The 16,925-nt window shown below is 70.4% G+C and carries 15 protein-coding genes; 5 read left to right on the top strand and 10 right to left on the bottom strand.

Annotation, left to right across the window (positions count from 1 at the left end; all coding sequences use genetic code 11):
• Positions 1 to 24: 24 nt before the first annotated feature.
• From hflX to miaA, 6 genes are all read right to left on the bottom strand, one after another.
• The gene (gene hflX, locus AB0B50_RS36485; RefSeq protein ID WP_362340128.1) at positions 25 to 1,515 is read right to left on the bottom strand and encodes a GTPase HflX; all 1,491 of its coding nucleotides are present in this window, start codon (positions 1,513 to 1,515) and stop codon (positions 25 to 27) included.
• A gap of 196 nt (positions 1,516 to 1,711) precedes the next feature.
• Positions 1,712 to 3,196 (bottom strand): M1 family metallopeptidase, encoded by a 1,485-nt coding sequence (locus AB0B50_RS36480; protein ID WP_362340127.1) that lies wholly within the window; start codon positions 3,194 to 3,196, stop codon positions 1,712 to 1,714.
• Positions 3,197 to 3,295: 99 nt separating this feature from the next.
• The gene (locus AB0B50_RS36475; RefSeq protein ID WP_362340126.1) at positions 3,296 to 5,443 is read right to left on the bottom strand and encodes an HD domain-containing protein; all 2,148 of its coding nucleotides are present in this window, start codon (positions 5,441 to 5,443) and stop codon (positions 3,296 to 3,298) included.
• Positions 5,444 to 5,585: 142 nt separating this feature from the next.
• Entirely contained in the window at positions 5,586 to 6,464 is an 879-nt protein-coding gene (dapF, locus tag AB0B50_RS36470) for a diaminopimelate epimerase (protein WP_362340125.1), read from the bottom strand.
• A 64-nt stretch (positions 6,465 to 6,528) separates the two neighbouring features.
• Positions 6,529 to 7,005 carry a hypothetical protein gene (locus AB0B50_RS36465; RefSeq protein ID WP_362340225.1) on the bottom strand — a complete coding sequence of 159 codons (477 nt, stop codon included), beginning with the start codon at positions 7,003 to 7,005 and terminating at the stop codon, positions 6,529 to 6,531.
• A gap of 107 nt (positions 7,006 to 7,112) precedes the next feature.
• Positions 7,113 to 8,051 carry a tRNA (adenosine(37)-N6)-dimethylallyltransferase MiaA gene (gene miaA, locus AB0B50_RS36460; RefSeq protein ID WP_362340124.1) on the bottom strand — a complete coding sequence of 313 codons (939 nt, stop codon included), beginning with the start codon at positions 8,049 to 8,051 and terminating at the stop codon, positions 7,113 to 7,115.
• 182 nt (positions 8,052 to 8,233) lie between these two features.
• On the opposite strand from miaA, the gene AB0B50_RS36455 reads away from it, so the two are divergent.
• Together AB0B50_RS36455 and AB0B50_RS36450 are read left to right on the top strand one after the other, a co-directional pair.
• Positions 8,234 to 8,524, top strand: coding sequence for a hypothetical protein (locus tag AB0B50_RS36455; protein ID WP_362340123.1), 291 nt, complete (start codon positions 8,234 to 8,236; stop codon positions 8,522 to 8,524).
• Positions 8,525 to 8,549: 25 nt separating this feature from the next.
• Positions 8,550 to 8,825 (top strand): antitoxin, encoded by a 276-nt coding sequence (locus AB0B50_RS36450; RefSeq protein ID WP_362340122.1) that lies wholly within the window; start codon positions 8,550 to 8,552, stop codon positions 8,823 to 8,825.
• A 273-nt stretch (positions 8,826 to 9,098) separates the two neighbouring features.
• Here the strand turns inward: AB0B50_RS36450 and AB0B50_RS36445 are convergent, their stop codons facing one another.
• On the bottom strand, positions 9,099 to 9,854 hold the full coding sequence (locus tag AB0B50_RS36445) for a class III extradiol dioxygenase subunit B-like domain-containing protein (protein ID WP_362340121.1): 756 nt from the start codon (positions 9,852 to 9,854) through the stop codon (positions 9,099 to 9,101).
• Between the two features lie 167 nt (positions 9,855 to 10,021).
• Entirely contained in the window at positions 10,022 to 11,512 is a 1,491-nt protein-coding gene (gene miaB / locus AB0B50_RS36440) for a tRNA (N6-isopentenyl adenosine(37)-C2)-methylthiotransferase MiaB (protein ID WP_362340120.1), read from the bottom strand.
• Positions 11,513 to 11,651: 139 nt separating this feature from the next.
• Between miaB and AB0B50_RS36435 the strand changes: the two genes are divergently transcribed.
• Positions 11,652 to 12,647 carry a TAXI family TRAP transporter solute-binding subunit gene (locus AB0B50_RS36435; protein WP_362340119.1) on the top strand — a complete coding sequence of 332 codons (996 nt, stop codon included), beginning with the start codon at positions 11,652 to 11,654 and terminating at the stop codon, positions 12,645 to 12,647.
• A gap of 84 nt (positions 12,648 to 12,731) precedes the next feature.
• Here the strand turns inward: AB0B50_RS36435 and AB0B50_RS36430 are convergent, their stop codons facing one another.
• Together AB0B50_RS36430 and AB0B50_RS36425 are read right to left on the bottom strand one after the other, a co-directional pair.
• On the bottom strand, positions 12,732 to 14,147 hold the full coding sequence (locus AB0B50_RS36430) for a HAMP domain-containing sensor histidine kinase (protein ID WP_362340118.1): 1,416 nt from the start codon (positions 14,145 to 14,147) through the stop codon (positions 12,732 to 12,734).
• A 15-nt stretch (positions 14,148 to 14,162) separates the two neighbouring features.
• Complete coding sequence (locus tag AB0B50_RS36425; protein WP_362340117.1) at positions 14,163 to 14,852, bottom strand: response regulator transcription factor; 690 nt, start codon at positions 14,850 to 14,852, stop codon at positions 14,163 to 14,165.
• Between the two features lie 273 nt (positions 14,853 to 15,125).
• Between AB0B50_RS36425 and AB0B50_RS36420 the strand changes: the two genes are divergently transcribed.
• Both AB0B50_RS36420 and AB0B50_RS36415 read left to right on the top strand, forming a co-directional pair.
• Positions 15,126 to 15,905 carry an amino acid ABC transporter ATP-binding protein gene (locus tag AB0B50_RS36420; protein ID WP_362340116.1) on the top strand — a complete coding sequence of 260 codons (780 nt, stop codon included), beginning with the start codon at positions 15,126 to 15,128 and terminating at the stop codon, positions 15,903 to 15,905.
• A gap of 46 nt (positions 15,906 to 15,951) precedes the next feature.
• Positions 15,952 to 16,872, top strand: coding sequence for a glutamate ABC transporter substrate-binding protein (locus AB0B50_RS36415; protein WP_362340115.1), 921 nt, complete (start codon positions 15,952 to 15,954; stop codon positions 16,870 to 16,872).
• Positions 16,873 to 16,925 lie beyond the last annotated feature (53 nt).

Raw genomic sequence — 16,925 nt, 5'->3', positions numbered from 1 at the left:
GGGCCTTCACCATGTGTGCGTTGTTCAGCGCTTGACCAGCGTGTACGGAGCGAGCTCCGCGGCCAGTTCCTCGTGCACCTGCGCCTTGAGCAGGGTGCCCTCGGCGGTGTGCTCCTCGGAGAGCACCTCGCCCTCGGCGTGCGCGCGAGAGACGAGCTGGCCGTGCGTGTACGGAACGAGGGCCTCGATCTCGACCTCGGGCCGCGGCAGTTCGGAGTCGATGAGCGCGAGCAGCTCGTCGACGCCGGCACCGGTGCGGGCGGAGACCGCGATCGCGTGCTTCTCGTTGCGCAGGAGGCGCTGCAGGACCAGCGGGTCCGCGGCGTCCGCCTTGTTGATCACCACGATCTCGGGCACATCGGTGGCGCCCACGTCACGGATCACCTCGCGCACGGCGGCAAGCTGCTCCTCCGGCACCGGGTGCGAACCGTCCACCACGTGCAGGATCAGGTCGGAGTCGCCGACCTCCTCCATGGTGGAGCGGAACGCCTCGACGAGGTGGTGCGGCAGATGCCGTACGAACCCGACGGTGTCGGCCAGGGTGTAGACCCGGCCGCTCGGCGTCTCGGCCCGGCGGACGGTGGGGTCGAGGGTGGCGAACAGTGCGTTCTCCACCAGGACGCCCGCGCCCGTGAGGCGGTTGAGCAGGGAGGACTTGCCCGCGTTCGTGTAGCCGGCGATGGCGACCGAAGGCACCTTGTTGCGGCGGCGCTCCTGCCGCTTGATGTCGCGGCCCGTCTTCATCTCCGCGATCTCCCGGCGCATCTTCGCCATCTTCTCGCGGATCCGTCGCCGGTCCGTCTCGATCTTGGTCTCACCGGGACCACGGGTGGCCATGCCGCCACCGCCGCCGCCACCCATCTGACGGGAGAGCGACTGACCCCAGCCACGGAGCCTCGGCAGCATGTACTGCATCTGCGCGAGGGCCACCTGCGCCTTGCCCTCTCGGGACTTGGCGTGCTGGGCGAAGATGTCGAGGATCAGGGCGGTCCTGTCGACCACCTTGACCTTGACGACGTCTTCGAGGTGGATCAGCTGGCCGGGGCTCAGCTCACCGTCGCAGACGACGGTGTCGGCGCCGGTCTCGAGCACGATGTCACGCAGCTCCAGGGCCTTGCCGGAGCCGATGTACGTCGCGGGGTCCGGCTTGTCGCGGCGCTGGACGACGCCGTCGAGCACGAGCGCGCCCGCCGTCTCGGCAAGTGCGGCCAGCTCGGCGAGGGAGTTCTCCGCATCCTGAACCGTTCCCGAAGTCCATACGCCGACGAGGACCACGCGCTCCAGGCGGAGCTGTCGGTACTCGACTTCGGTGACGTCCTCGAGCTCGGTGGAGAGTCCCGCGACACGGCGCAGGGCCGCTCGCTCGGAGCGGTCGAACTGGTCGCCGTCCCGGTCTCCGTCGATCTCGTGGCTCCAGGCGACGTCCTCTTCCATCAGGGCATCGGCCCGAAGACCTTCGGGGTAGTTCTGCGCGAAGCTCTGTGCGTCCTGGGAAGGGGAAGAAGAGGAGGTCATTGGATCCTTACGTCGATTCGTCGATGGGAATGGGGACGGATGCGGGATCCGTCACTGTCGACAACGCCCGATGCGGTCCGGAGATTCCCGGAACCGGGCCGGGCCGGCCCCGAGAAATCCCCGAGGGGATGTCCCCGACGGGCCGCGCCGTCGACCTGACGATGGTTGCACGACACGGCCCGTCTCGTCATCCGGGTTATTTCCCGGAATCCCAGTCCGGATGCCCCGGCATCGGCGGCGTCTTCTCCCCGTACAGCCAGGCGTCGAAGAATCCGCTCAGGTCACGCCCCGCGGTCCGGGAGGCGAGGCGCACGAAGTCGGCGGTCGCCGCGTTGCCGTCGCGGTGGGTGCGGACCCACTCCCGCTGCAGGCGGTCGAAGGCCCTGTGGCCGATCTCCTGGCGCAGGGCGTAGAGGACCAGGGCGCTGCCGTCGTAGACGACGGGCCGGAAGATGCTGATCTTCTGGCCGGGCGCGGGCTGCTTCGGCCTGGCCGGCGGCCCGCCGGTCGCACGCCAGCTGTCCGACTGGCGGTAGGCGTCCCGCATGCGGTCCTTCAGGGGCTGCTTCGCCTGCTCGTCGGCGTAGAGCGCCTCGTACCAGGTGGCGTGGCCTTCGTTGAGCCAGAGGTCCGACCAGGAGCGCGGGCTCACGCTGTCGCCGAACCACTGGTGCGCCAGCTCGTGCACCATGATCGAGTCGACGTACCACTCCGGGTACTCGGGGCGTGTGAAGAGCTCTCTCTCGAAGAGAGAGAGTGTCTGTGTCTCCAGCTCGAAGCCGGTCTGCGCCTCTGCGACCAGGACCCCGTAGGCCTCGAAGGGGTAGCGGCCGACCTTCTTCTCCATCCAGCCGATCTGACCGGGCGTCTTCTTCAGCCAGCGCTCCAGGACCTCGCGGTCCTTGGTGGGCACCACATCGCGTACGAGAAGGCCGTGCGGGCCCTTGCGGTGCAGCACGCTGGACCGGCCGATCGACACCTGGGCCAGCTCCGTGGCCATGGGGTGGTGCGTGCGATAGGCCCAGGTGGTGGCGGTGCCGCTCCGGGTCTTGGCGGTCGGAAGGCCGTTGGCGACGGCGGTGAGCCCCTTGGGGGCGGTGACCCGGAACGTGAACAGTGCCTTGTCCGCAGGGTGATCGTTGCACGGAAAGACCAGGTGAGCGGCGTCGGCCTGGTTCGCCATGGCGAGCCCGTCGCCGGTGCGCACCCAGCCGCCCTCGGTGCCCTCGGCAGGCACGGGGTCGCTGGTGTGCCGGACGGTGATCCGCATCCGCTCGCCGCGCCCGATCGACGCGGACGGCGTGACGACGAGGTCCTCGCCGGTGGTGTCGAAACGCGCGCGCTTGCCGTTGACCTCCACGGAACCGACCGTGCCGTGCGCGAAGTCGAGATTCACGTGCTCCAGGGGAGCGGTCGCGCGGGCGTCGATCTTGGTGATGGCGTCGAGCGGTTTGCGGTTGTCGCCGCGATAGGTGAAGGCGATGTCGTACGACGCAACGTCGTAACCGGGGTTGCCCAGGTGCGGGAAGAGCGGGTCGCCGATGCCGAGCGGCGTGGCCGGTGACGGTGCGCTCGCCGCTACGAGGGCGGCTGAGGCGGTCGCCGCGATCAGGGCGGCGGCGATGCGGGGGGTGCGGACGGCCTTCGGCCGGGAGGCCGTGGCCCCTGGGGTGAGCAGCATGAACTACCGCTATCAGCGCGCGCCTTCCGTGAGGCGATGGCGCGCGCCGGGCCACCCGAACGAGTCGCTGCCGGGCCCAGGACCTGAGGCGGCGGCCCTTCAGTGGGCGGCTGCCGCCGAGTGCTGGGCGCGGCTGACGTCGTACACCCCCGGCACCGCGCGCATTGCGCGCATCAGCCCCGGGAGGTGCGCCGCGTCCGGGAGTTGGAGCGTGTACGTGTGGCGCACGCGCTGCTGGGTGGGCGGCTCCACGGTCGCGGAGATGATCGCCACGCCTTCGAGCGCGATCGCTTCGGTGAGGTCGGCGAGCAGATGTGCACGGCCGAACGATTCGGCGATCAGAGTGACCCGGCACTCCGCGGTGTCCCCCCAGCGCACGCCGATCTCCGGGCGCCCCACTTCCTTCATGCGCTCCACGGCGGGGCAGCCGACACGGTGGACGGTCACGACGCCCCCGCGGACGGCGAAGGCGGTGACGTCGTCGGGCGGCACCGGCGTACAACACCCGGCGAGGCGCACGGTGGCACCCTCGCGGTCCACGACGGCGTTCGCGGCGGCGGGGCGCAGTGCGTCGTCGGTCTCCGGCCGAGGAGCGGCCAGCGGGGCCTGCTGGGGCGGTCGCTGCCCCATCGGTGTCGGCGCGGGCGCCGTCGGTACCGGGTGCGTGGTGAGCCAGCGGCGGATGGCGATCCGCGCGCCGGGCGTGCGCGCGTGGTCCAGCCACTCGCGTGAGGGCCCCGACGTGACGTCCTGGCCCATGAGCAGCTGCACCGTGTCGCCGTCCCGCAGGACCGTACTGAGCGTCGCCAGGCGGCCGTTGACGCGCGCGCCGATGCAGGCGTGCGCGTCCTCGCCGTACTGGGCGTAGGCCGCGTCGACACAGGTGGCGCCCGCCGGCAGGCCAAGCGTGCCGCCGTCGGGCCGGAACACGGCGATCTCGCGGTCCTGGGCGAGGTCCTCCCGCAGCGTCGACCAGAACGTGTCCGGGTCGGGCGCGGCCTGCTGCCAGTCCAGGAGCCGCGAGAGCCAACCGGGCCGGGTCGGGTCCGCCCGCTCGTCGTCGGCGCCGTCGACCGGCTCCTCCGAAGGAGGAGCGTAGGGATTGCGGAGCGCGACGACGCCCGCCTCTGCCACCCGGTGCATCTGGTGCGTACGGATGAGGACTTCGGCGACCTCGCCGTCGGGACGGGCCACGGCCGTGTGCAGCGATTGGTAGAGGTTGAACTTCGGTACGGCGATGAAGTCCTTGAACTCCGAGACAACCGGGGTGAAGCAGGTGTGCAGCTCGCCGAGGACTCCGTAGCAGTCGGCGTCCTCGTTGACGAGCACCAGGAGGCGGCCGTAGTCCGAGGCGCGCAGCTCGCCCCGCTTGCGGTGCACCCGGTGGACGGAGACGAAGTGGCGTGGCCTGATGAGGACTTCGGCCGCGATACCGGCATCGCGCAGCACGCCGCGCACCTCGCCCGCGATGTCGCCGAGAGGATCCCCCTCGCACCCGGCATCGGCCGCGATCAGCGCCTTGACCTGGGCACACTCCTCGGGATGGAGGATAGCGAAGACCAGATCCTCCAGCTCGGTCTTGAGTGCCTGCACGCCGAGGCGCTCGGCGAGCGGAATCAGTACGTCCCGGGTCACCTTGGCGATGCGGGCCTGTTTCTCGGGGCGCATGACACCGAGGGTGCGCATGTTGTGCAGGCGGTCGGCGAGCTTGATCGACATGACGCGTACGTCGTTGCCGGTGGCGACCAGCATCTTGCGGAAGGTCTCCGGCTCGGCCGCCGCTCCGTAGTCCACCTTTTCCAGTTTGGTGACGCCGTCGACCAGGTAGCAGACGTCGTCGCCGAACTCGGCCCGCACCTGGTCGAGCGTCACGTCCGTGTCCTCGACGGTGTCGTGGAGCAGGGAGGCGGTCAAGGTCGTGATCTCCGCGCCGAGTTGGGCGAGGATCAGGGTCACGGCGAGCGGGTGCGTGATGTACGGCTCACCGCTCTTGCGCATCTGACCGCGGTGCGAGGACTCCGCGAGGACGTACGCGCGACGCAGCGGCTCCAGGTCCGCGTCCGGGTAGTGGGCCCGATGGGCCTCCGCCACATGGCCGATCGCGTCGGGAAGACGGTCCCGGGTGCCGGAGCCGAGCAGGGCCGCCCTGCCGAGCCTGCGCAGGTCGATCCGGGCGCGGCCGCGCCTGCGCTGGGCCCCGGGCGTCACGGGGCCGGGCGTGGCAGGGTTCGTGGCCTCCGCACTCATGAGCACCTCCGGCTGCGTCGACCGGCGGTGAACGGACGGTGGCGTGCTCCGTCCGGGCCGGTGCTTGATGCTACCGAGCCCATCACGCGGTGCTGACCGCCTCTCGCCGAGCGTGAAACGGATCACCCATTCGAGCGACAGTTCACGGGATTGCCGTTTCGAGCCATTCCGGCGCGATCTCGCCTTCGGCGACGATCACCGCGGGGCCCGTCATCTCGATCTCGCCGTCGGGCCGCTCGGTGATCACGAGGCGTCCGCCGGGCAGGTCGACGGTGTACGAGACCGGGGCGCCCGTCGCGCTCGGGTCCGCGCCGTCCCTGCGTGCCGCCGCCACGGCCACGGCGCACGCGCCCGTGCCGCAGGAGCGGGTCTCGCCCGAGCCGCGCTCGTGCACGCGCATGGCGACGTGGCGCGGGCCGCGGTCGACGACGAACTCGACGTTCACCCCGTCCGGGTAGGCGGAGGCGGGGCTGAAGGGCGGCGGGTCGTAGAGGTTGCCCGCTTCGGAGAGGTCGTCCACGAAGGCGACCGCGTGCGGGTTGCCCATGTTCACATTGCGCGCGGGCCACTGGTGGTCGTCCACCGAGACGGTGACGTCCCCTTCGGGGAGCAGCGCCTTGCCCATCCCGACGGTGATGTCGCCGCCGGACTCCGCCTTGGCGATGTGCACGGTCTTCACGCCGCCGCGGGTGGCCACCGCCACGTCACCCTCGCCGACGTGCCCCGCGCGCTGGAGGTAGCGCGCGAAGACGCGCACTCCATTGCCGCACATCTCGGCGACCGAGCCGTCGCCGTTGCGGTAGTCCATGAACCACTCGGCCCGGTCCGCGAGATGACGCACCTCGGGGTGGGCGGCGGAGCGTACGACATGCAGGAGGCCGTCGCCACCGATGCCCGCGCGGCGGTCGCACAGGGCGGCCACGGCGGCCGGGGACAGCTCGATGGCGTTGTCGGGGTCGGGGATGATCACGAAGTCGTTCTCGGTCCCGTGCCCCTTGAGGAAGGCGATCCGCGTGCTCATTCCTCGATCGTACGGGGTGGGTACGACACTCCGTCGGCCCGGTGCCTCCGGCCCCGCGGAGGCCTCAGCGGAGCCGGGCCACCCGCCACACCGCGAGGGCCACGGCCCCCAGGAGCAACAGGGTGTACGCGGAGACGACCCGCCAGTCCGGACGGTTGCCGGAGCCCCGCTCGGGCAGCCCGGGCCAGGTGTGTCCCACACGGCGGGCGGCCATCATGCCCCAGCCCGCCGCACAGCAGCTGATCAGCAGTCCGAGCATGGCCACCACGGCACCGCCGCCGTCACCGGCACCCCCGCCGAACTCGAAGGCCAGCGGGAACGCGAACATCAGCGATCCGACCGCGGCCAGGACCACGATGGGCGCGAGCTGCCAGATGCGCAGGCGGCGCTGCGGGCGCAGCTCGACCTCGACCTCGGCCTCCGGCGCCATTTCGTCCGCGCCGGGACCGTCGTCCGTCACCCCACCCGTGGCCTCGTCGGGCCCGTCGGGGCTCAGCTGTTCTCCACCGTCATGTGCGGTGTCACGAGGGCCGGCCTCCATCGCCACGCGCCCTCCCACTTCGGACTCCACTGGTCGATCGATGGTCGATGATGGCACGCCGTCAGGTGCCGGGATGACCGCCGGAGCGTCCCGATGCCATCACGTGATCAGGCTGTGACCGGTCGTTCGACCAACGCCAGTGCGTGTGCAGGGAGTTCCTCGCGATCGGCCACGGCCCCACTGAGCCAGTGCACCCGCGGATCTCGCCGGAACCACGAATCCTGTCGGCGCGCGAAGCGTTTGGTGGCGCGCACGGTCTCGGCGCGCGCCTCGTCCTCCGTGCACTCCCCCGCGAGCGCCGCGAGCACCTGCTGGTAGCCGAGCGCACGCGATGCCGTACGCCCCTCACGCAGGCCCTGCGCCTCCAGCGTGCGCACCTCGTCGACCAGGCCGGCCTCCCACATGCGGTCCACGCGCGTGGCGATGCGTTCGTCGAGTTCGGGCCGTGCCACGTCGACGCCGATCTGGATGGTGTCGTACACGGATTCGTGGCCGGGGAGGTTGGCGGTGAAGGGCTTGCCCGTGATCTCGATGACCTCCAGGGCGCGGACGATCCGGCGACCGTTGCTGGGCAGGATCGCCTGGGCCGCGGCCGGGTCGGCGGCGGCGAGGCGGGCGTGCAGCGCTCCGGAGCCGCGGAGCGTGAGCTCCTCCTCCAGGCGGGCCCGCACGTCGGGGTCGGTACCGGGGAACTCCAGGTGGTCCACGGCGCCCCTGACGTAGAGGCCCGAACCGCCGACCAGGATCGGCCAGCGCCCCTCGGCGAGGAGGCGGTCGATCTCCGCGCGGGCCAGCTTCTGGTACTCGGCGACGCTGGCCGCCTCCGTGACGTCCCAGATGTCGAGGAGGTGGTGGGGCACTCCGCTGCGCTCCTCGGGCGTCAGCTTGGCGGTGCCGATGTCCATCCCTCGGTAGAGCTGCATGGAGTCGGCGTTGACGACTTCGCCGCCGAGACGCCGGGCGAGGAAAACGCCCAGATCGGACTTTCCTGCCGCGGTGGGACCGACAACGGCGATGACCCGCGGGGCGGGAGCTGCACTACTCACCGCCCCAGTCTCGCAAACCCCGCGCACTCTTCCCGAACGAGCTACGTGACGGCACGGCTCCGAGGTCGTTGCCTGTTGCGAGGTTCCGGCCGCCGGTTTCGAGGACCGATGACCCGGGCGACGCAATGGGACGCACCGGGCGGGGCGGGATTTCGCCCACACGAGTAACGTATGGAGTAGATATGGGCGTTTTTGCACGGTTCCGCCGGAAGGCCAAGGACAGCGAAGAGGCGTCAACAACCGAAGCGGCTGCCGCCACACTGACGGCCGAGCCGGAGAAGGCCGAGGAATCCACCGAGGCCTCCAACGACTCGAAGCCCGCCGCCGAGGACGACAAGGACGCCGAGGCCGCTGCCGAGGACAAGCCGGAGGAGACCACCGAGGCGGCCGCGGCTGAGGGCGTGGAGATCCCGAAGCAGCAGTCCGCGGAGGAGGCGGCCGACAACGGGGCCGGTGAGAGCGCCCGCAAGTAGCTCCCCTGCGAGGGAAGGTGAACCCATGGGCTTCCTGGACCAACTGAAAGCCAAGCTGGCCCCTGCCAAGGACAAGGTCTCTGACCTCGCGCAGCAGCACGGGGACAAGATCGACCAGGGCTTGGACAAGGCCGCGAAGGTCGTCGACGAGAAGACCAAGGGCAAGTACAGCGACAAGATCCAGGCGGGTACGGGCAAGGCGAAGGACGCCGTCGACCGCCTCGCCGGGCAGGACGAGGGCAAGGACACGGGTGGCGGCGCCACCCCGCCGTCGCCTCCGTCACCGCCCCCGGCTTCCTGAACCGCATCGGCGGACGGCCGTGAAGCGCAATGCTTCGCGGCCGTCGCCGCGTGCCCGCGCCAGGGTGCCGCAGGGCGTGCCGGGACTCCGTCGGGTGCCGGAGATCCGGCGGGCGCCCCGCGGAAGCAAGACCCGAGCGCTCGCCAGAACCAGGCCGCGATCAAGCCCGCCAGGACCGGGGCGTGCTCAAGCCCCCCAGGACCAGGCCGCCACCAAGCCCGCCAAGCCCAGACCGCCACCAAGCCCACCAGGACCAAGCCGCCACCAGGCCCGCTAAGACCAGGCCGCCACCAAGTACCCCACGCCGTACGGCGCGTCCTCGTAGAGCAGCTCGCCGCTCAGTGCGGCGCCGTCCGCCGCCCCTGCGAGCACTTGCCACGGGGCGCGGCCCGCTGCCTTCAGTTCGTACGCCAGCTCCGCGTCCAGCCCCTTGAGCGCGGCCACGTCGGCCGCGCCCAGCGCGCGCCCGACCTCCGCGTCGAAGCCGGCGGCGCGCTCGTCGAGGTATCCCGGCGCCTTCAGCGTGCGGCACGCGCTGGCGTCGCCCATCACCAGCAGTGCCACACGGTCCACCCGCGCCGCGATTTCCCCTCCGACTTGGATACACCGCTCGGCGGCAAGTGGTTCCCCCACGCCGAGACCTTCCAGCGGGGCGGCCGACCATTCCGTGCACCCGAGCAGCCAGCCGGCGACGGCGAGCGATGCCGGAAGCTCACGCTCCGCGGTCTCGTCCGAGGCGCCGTCCACGGTCGCGCCCTCGGGCGCTCCGGAGCCGTCAACGGATCCCAGCCGCACGTCGAGGTCCACCCCGAAGCCCCGGAAGGACCCACGTGCGCCCTGGAGGTGCGGCCCGCGCCCGCTCTGCCCGGCCGGGCCGACCACCACGAGCCGGTCGGGCCGGGAGGCGGCGAGGACCCCGATGGCGTCCGTGCACGCCACGCGGGCGGCGTCCAGCTCAGGGGCGGCACCCGCGGCGACCTCGGGGACGAGCAGCGGCGGGCAGGGGCAGACGGCTGCGGCGACAAGCATGATCCGCAGCGTAACGCGCGCCGTCGGGCGAGGCCGTGCCTACCGCCCCGCTCAACCGGCGGGCAGCGAGGAGCACCCCTCCATGGCGGTTCAACCGGCGGGCAGCACAGAGCACCCCTCCACAGCGGTGGGGTGCCGCCCTGCCAAGGCCGTGCCTACCGCCCCGCTCAGTCGCAGCCGCAGCCGCTGCCCGTCGCCACCGGGAGCGGCTCGGGAGCGCCGATCTTCGGCAGTCCCAGCATCACGCCCGCGGGCTTGGCGGCCGCCTCGGCGTTCCGCTTCTCCCAGGCGTCGCCCGCGCGCGTGGGACGCACGTTCAGGACGGCGCCCTCGGCGAGCAGGTGGTGCGGGGCGGCGTAGGTGATCTCGACCGTCACGACGTCACCGGGGCGCACCTCGGTGTCCGGCTTGGTGAAGTGGACCAGGCGATTGTCGGGGGCACGGCCGGAGAGGCGGTGCGTGGCACCGTCCTTGCGACCCTCGCCCTCGGCGACCATCAGCTCCAGGGTGCGGCCGACCTGCTTCTTGTTCTCCTCCCAGGAGATCTCCTCCTGGAGGGCGACCAGGCGCTCGTAGCGCGACTGGACGACCTCCTTGGGGATCTGCCCCTCCATGGTCGCGGCCGGGGTCCCGGGGCGCTTGGAGTACTGGAAGGTGAAGGCGTTGGCGAAGCGGGCCTCGCGGACCACGTGCATCGTCTGCTCGAAGTCCTCCTCGGTCTCGCCGGGGAAGCCCACGATGATGTCGGTGGAGATCGCCGCGTCCGGCATGGCGGCGCGGACCTTCTCGATGATCCCCAGGAAGCGCTCCTGGCGGTACGAGCGGCGCATCGCCTTGAGGACGGGGTCGGAGCCGGACTGCAGCGGCATGTGGAGCTGCGGCATCACGTTCGGCGTCTCGGCCATGGCGGCGATCACGTCGTCGGTGAAGTCGCGCGGGTGCGGGGAGGTGAAGCGCACGCGCTCCAGGCCCTCGATCTGCCCACAGGCGCGCAGGAGCTTGCTGAAGGCCTCGCGGTCGCCGATGTCCGAGCCGTACGCGTTGACGTTCTGTCCGAGGAGGGTGATCTCGGAGACGCCCTCGCCGACGAGCGCCTCGATCTCCGCGAGGATGTCGCCGGTCCTGCGGTCCTTCTCCTTGCCGCGCAGCGCGGGCACGATGCAGAAGGTGCAGGTGTTGTTGCAGCCGACGGAGATCGAGACCCACGCGGCGTACGCGCTCTCGCGGCGGGTCGGCAGCGTCGACGGGAAGGCCTCGAGCGACTCGGCGATCTCGACCTGCGCCTCTTCCTGGACGCGGGCGCGCTCCAGGAGGACCGGCAGCTTGCCGATGTTGTGCGTGCCGAAGACGACGTCCACCCAGGGCGCCTTCTTGACGATGGTGTCGCGGTCCTTCTGGGCCAGGCAGCCGCCGACGGCGATCTGCATCCCTGGACGCTTGGTCTTCATCGGCGCCAGGCGGCCGAGATTGCCGTACAGACGGTTGTCGGCGTTCTCGCGCACGGCGCACGTATTGAAGACGACGACGTCGGCATCGCCGTCCGCCCCTTCGGGCGCACGCACGTAACCGGCGTCCTCCAGCAGCCCGGAGAGCCGCTCGGAGTCATGGACGTTCATCTGGCACCCGTAGGTGCGCACCTCGTAAGTCTTCGCGCTCATCTCGCCCACCAGGGTACGGGGTCGCCACGCGCGCGTGCCCGCGGATTCGGACCGGGGCACCGGAACCCCGGCCACCGGAACCGCACAGTGCGACCTCACCCCTGGTCAGCACGGTGAGTGGCCTGGCAGGATCGCGCGCATGCTCCAGGCTCTCCCCCGCATCAGCAGGCGCCATGCCCTGCAGGGCTCCGCCGCGGCGCTCGTGGTGTTCGGGCTGTTGCTGTGGTGGCTGCTTCCCGTGGGCGAAAGCAGTCCGAGCGGCTCGATGAGGTTCAGCACGGGCGTGAAGAACGGTGTGTACGAGCGGTACGGCAAGCTCCTGCGGACGGCGATCTCGCAGGACATGCCCCAGGTGGACGTGGAGCTCCAGAACAGCCAGGGGTCGCAGCAGAACGTCGCGCGGGTGGCCACAGGCAAGTCCGACTTCACCATCGCGGCCGCCGACGCCGTCGAGAAGTACCGCCTGGACGGCGCGCCCGGCTGGGAGAACCTGCAGGGCTGCGCGCGGCTGTACGACGACTACGTACAGCTCGTGGTGCCCCGGGGCTCCGGCGTCGACTCCGTCGAGGACCTGCGGGGCAAGCGCGTCGCGGTGGGGCAGGAGCGCTCGGGCGTGCGGCTGATAGCGGACCGGGTCCTCGACGCCGCCGGCCTCGACCCGGCCACGAGCATCGAGCCGGTGTCCGCCGGGATCGACACCATGCCGAGCCTGCTGGAGAAGCGTGACATCGACGCCTTCTTCTGGTCGGGCGGGCTGCCGACCACCTCCGTGCGCGAGCTCTCCGAGCGGATGGACGTCGAGCTCGTGGATCTCGGCGACCTCGTCGAGCCGCTGCACAAGCAGGGCGGCGCCTCGCGCTACTACCGGGCCGCGACGATGCCCGCCGACGCCTATCCCGCGGCCCAGCGAGGCTCCGCGGTCCGGACTCTCGCGGTGGCCAATCTCCTGGTGACCACCGACCGGGCCGACCCCGAGCTGACCACGGGGTTGACGCGCGCCGTCATCGACAGCCGCGACCACATAGGAGATCAGGTGCACGCGGCGCAGCTGGTGGATCTGCGCACCGCCCTCTACACCGACCCGCTCCAGCTGCACGCGGGCGCCCGCAGTTACTACCGCTCGGTCAAGCCCTGATCCGTGCCACTTCGGGCCCTGATCCGTATCACTTCAAGCCCTGATCCGTACCACTTCGGGCCCTGATCCCTGCCGCCGTTCCCGTCAGGACGCGGCGCCGGGCTCGCTGCGGGGCACACTGACCGTCACCTTCAGTCCGTGCGGTTCGTGAGGGGCGTACGCGATGGAGGCGCCGCCCGCCGCGAGCAGGGCCCGCGAGATGGACAGGCCGAGGCCCGACCCCTTCACGTTCTGGTGGCGGTTGCTGCGCCAGAAGCGGTCGCCGACGCGGGCCAGCTCGTCCTCGGTGAGCCCGGGGCCGCCGTCGGTGACCACGACGGTCGTCGTCGCGTCGACGGAGGAGACCCGCACCTGGACCCGCTCTCCCCCGGGTGTGAACTTCAGGGCGTTGTCGATCACCGCGTCCAGCGCGCTGGAGAGGGCGACCGGGTCGGCCCAGCCGGTGGTCGCCGGGCACTCGGCCGTCAGCCGCACGCCCCGCTCGTCGGCGAGCGGGCGCCAGGCGGCGACGCGTTCCGCGGCCAGCTCGCCGATGTCGGTGAGGCTCAGGTCCGCGGCCGTGTGCTCGGCGAGCGCCAGGTCGAGCAGGTCGTCGAGGACCTGGGCCAGGCGCTTGCCCTCGGTGCGGACCGAGGCGATCTCCTCGTTGCCCTCGGGCAGTTCGAGGGCGAGGAGCTCGATGCGCAGCAGCAGGGCGGAGAGGGGATTGCGCAGCTGGTGCGAGGCGTCCGCGACGAAGGCGCGCTGCTGTTCGAGGACGTCCTGGACGTGGTCGGCCATCTCGTTGAACGACCGGGCGAGGCGCCTCAGTTCCGGCGGTCCGCCGGCGGCCGCGACACGGGACTTGAGGCGTCCGGTCGCTATGTCGTGCGTGGTCGCGTCCAGGACACGTACGGGGCGCAGCACCCAGCCGGTGAGCCGCAGGGCCGCGCCGACCGCCAGGAGCATGGCCGCCGATTCGCCCGCGACGATGAGCAGCCAGCCCTGCAGCGTCTTCGAACGCATGCGCCCGGTCGGTGAGTCGGTGACGACGACGGCGATGACGTCACCGTCCCTGATCACCGGCGAGGCGACGGCCAGCCGCCCCCGCTGCCACGGCCATACCTGTTCGGGATCGTGGCTGCCCCGGGAGCGGAGGGCCTCTTCGAAGGCGCCCCGCATGTCCCCGGCCTTGGGCAGGAGCCAATTGGCCGGGGCGTGGGCCATGGGACCGTCGTCGCGGTAGAAGACGCCCGCCCTGATGCCGTAGACGTCGTAGTAGTCGTCGAGTTCCTTCTGGAGCGTGTCGCGGCGTTCGTCCGTGTCCCCCATCCCCCGTGCTCCGGCGGGACGTTCCGTGACGAACTGCGCGAGCGACGCGAAGCGTGCCGTGTCGTCGATCCGGTCGACGACCACCTTCTGCTGCTGTGCCGCCGCGACGCTGACGGCGAGCGGGAAGCCGAGCGCGAGCAGCACGCCCGCCATGAGGACGATCAGCAGCGGGAGGAGGCGAGAGCGCACCTGTCCTCGCTGTGGCTATGCGGCCGGGGCGACGAGTCGGTAGCCGACGCCCCGCACGGTCTCGATCAGGGCCGGCATGTGCAGCTTCGAGCGCAGGGACGCCACGTGCACTTCAAGGGTGCGGCCGGTGCCTTCCCAACTGGTGCGCCACACCTCGCTGATGATCTGTTCCCTGCGGAACACCACTCCGGGGCGCTGGGCGAGGAGCGCGAGCAAATCGAACTCCTTGCGGGTCAGTTGGACAACCGAACCGTCCACGCTGACCTGCCGGGTGGGCAGTTCGATGTGCACGGGGCCGAGCCGCAGCTCGCTGTCGCCGGGCGCGACGGCCCCGCCGGGGGTGGGGCGCCGGATGACCGCGTGGATACGGGCGATGAGTTCTCCGGTGTCGTACGGCTTCACTACGTAGTCATCGGCGCCGAGGTTGAGGCCGTGGATGCGGGAGCGCACGTCCGAGCGGGCCGTCACCATGATCACCGGGATCGAGCCGCGCTTGCGGATCTTGCCGCAGACCTCGTAGCCGTCCTGGTCGGGCAGACCCAGGTCGAGGAGCACCACTCCGAAGGGGGGCGTTTCCGCGGGCAGCAGGGCCTGCAGCGCCTCTTCGCCGCTGCGTGCGTGCACGACGTCGAAGCCGTGCCGGGCCAGGACCGCGGACAGGGCGGCGGCCACATGATCGTCGTCCTCGACGAGAAGCAGTCTCATACGGGCCCCCTCCAGTTCATCCGTCGTTCCGTTGTGGCCGGTAGTCGCGCGTGCGCACCAAGGCATCCACTCCGATGGATAAGGACCGCGTCAAGAGGGTTCGGGGCGCAAGCACGTTCCGTTACCCACCCGGTACGCGCTCCCTGGACCCTCTTCACACGGAGTGTCCGGTTGCGGCCGGATCGTTATGCTCAATTTCCCCTCAGATGTAATGACGCTGGTCGCACTGGGTTATTACTGTCCTCCCAACCGAGGAGGATGGAGCAACAAGCCGTGACCGAAGTATCGGTGACCAAGGACGCCATACCGCCCGGGGCGGACGACCTGGTCGTGCTGAAGAACGTCAACAAGCACTTCGGCGCTCTGCACGTCCTCCAGGACATCGACCTGACCATCGCCCGTGGCGAGGTCGTCGTCGTGATCGGCCCCTCCGGGTCCGGTAAGTCGACCCTGTGCCGCGCCATCAACCGCCTGGAGACGATCGATTCGGGAGACATCTCGATCGACGGCAAGCCGCTGCCCCAGGAGGGCAAGGAACTCGCCCGTCTCCGCGCGGACGTGGGCATGGTCTTCCAGTCCTTCAACCTTTTCGCGCACAAGACCGTGCTCGAGAACGTGACGCTGGGCCAGACCAAGGTGCGCAAGATCGGCAAGGACGAGGCCGAGCAGAAGGCACGCGGTCTGCTGGACCGCGTGGGCGTCGCCTCGCAGGCCGACAAGTACCCCGCACAGCTCTCGGGCGGTCAGCAGCAACGCGTCGCGATCGCACGGGCGTTGGCGATGGACCCGAAGGTGATGCTCTTCGACGAGCCCACGTCGGCGCTCGACCCGGAGATGATCAACGAGGTCCTCGAGGTGATGCAGCAGCTCGCCCGGGACGGCATGACGATGGTCGTGGTCACGCACGAGATGGGCTTCGCCCGCTCCGCGGCCAACCGCGTCGTGTTCATGGCCGACGGCCGCATCGTCGAAGAGGCCGTGCCGGACCAGTTCTTCAACAACCCGCGCAGCGACCGGGCCAAGGACTTCCTGTCGAAGATCCTTAAACACTGAGGCTCCCACGCCGTCTCAACACCAGTCGAAACAAAGGATGTTCACCATGAAGCTCCGCAAGTCCGTTGCCGCCGCAGCGGCCGTCGCCGCGCTGTCCCTGGTCGCCACCGCCTGTGGCGGCAAGGAGGGCTCGGCCGGTGACAAGCCGGAGGGTCCTGACGACAAGGACACCAAGGCCCTCAGCTACACGGTCAAGAAGGACGTCTCGGTCGACTCCTCGGTCTTCAAGGACGCCAAGAAGCGCGGCAAGCTGGTCATCGGCGCCAAGGCCGACCAGCCGTACCTGGGCTTCCAGGACCAGTCGACCAAGGAGTACTCCGGCTTCGACATCGAGATCGCCAAGATGATCGCGGCGGACCTCGGCTTCTCGGCGAAGCAGATCGAGTGGAAGACGGTCGACTCCGGCGCGCGCGAGACCGCGGTCTCCAAGGGCGACGTCGACCTGATGATCGGCACGTACACGATCAACGACGAGCGCAAGAAGCAGATCGACTTCGCCGGCCCGTACTACCACGCCGGTGCCTCCCTCCTGGTCCGCATGGACGAGAAGGACATCAAGGGCCCGGAGACCGTCCGCGGCAAGAAGGTCTGTTCCATCGTCGGCTCGACGCCGCTGCAGAACATCAAGAAGCCGAAGTACGGCGCCAAGGTGACCGAGCTCTCCAAGTACTCGGAGTGCGTGGCCCAGATGCTCAACAACCAGGTCGACGCCGTCACCACCGACGACGCCATCCTGATGGGTTACGCGGCGCAGAACCCGAAGAAGCTCAAGGTCGTCGGCAAGCCCTTCTCGGACGAGCCCTACGGCGTCGGCCTCAAGAAGGGTGACTCCGCACTGCAGAAGGCCGTCGCGGACGCCATCAAGGCGCACCAGGAGAACGGCGACTACAAGAAGGCGTTCGACGCCACCATCGGCAAGTCCGGCTCGGACTACCAGGAGCCGCCGGCCTTCACCGACCCCAAGTGACACCCCGCGCCCCGCTTCGTACGGCCTGAACGTCCGTGCGGGGCGGGGCGTCT

The sequence above is a fragment of the Streptomyces sp. NPDC041068 genome (assembly GCF_040647455.1).
Classification (GTDB): domain Bacteria; phylum Actinomycetota; class Actinomycetes; order Streptomycetales; family Streptomycetaceae; genus Streptomyces.
The sequence above is the reverse complement of the archived record's forward strand: the minus strand, read 5'-3'. Positions and strand labels throughout refer to the sequence as shown.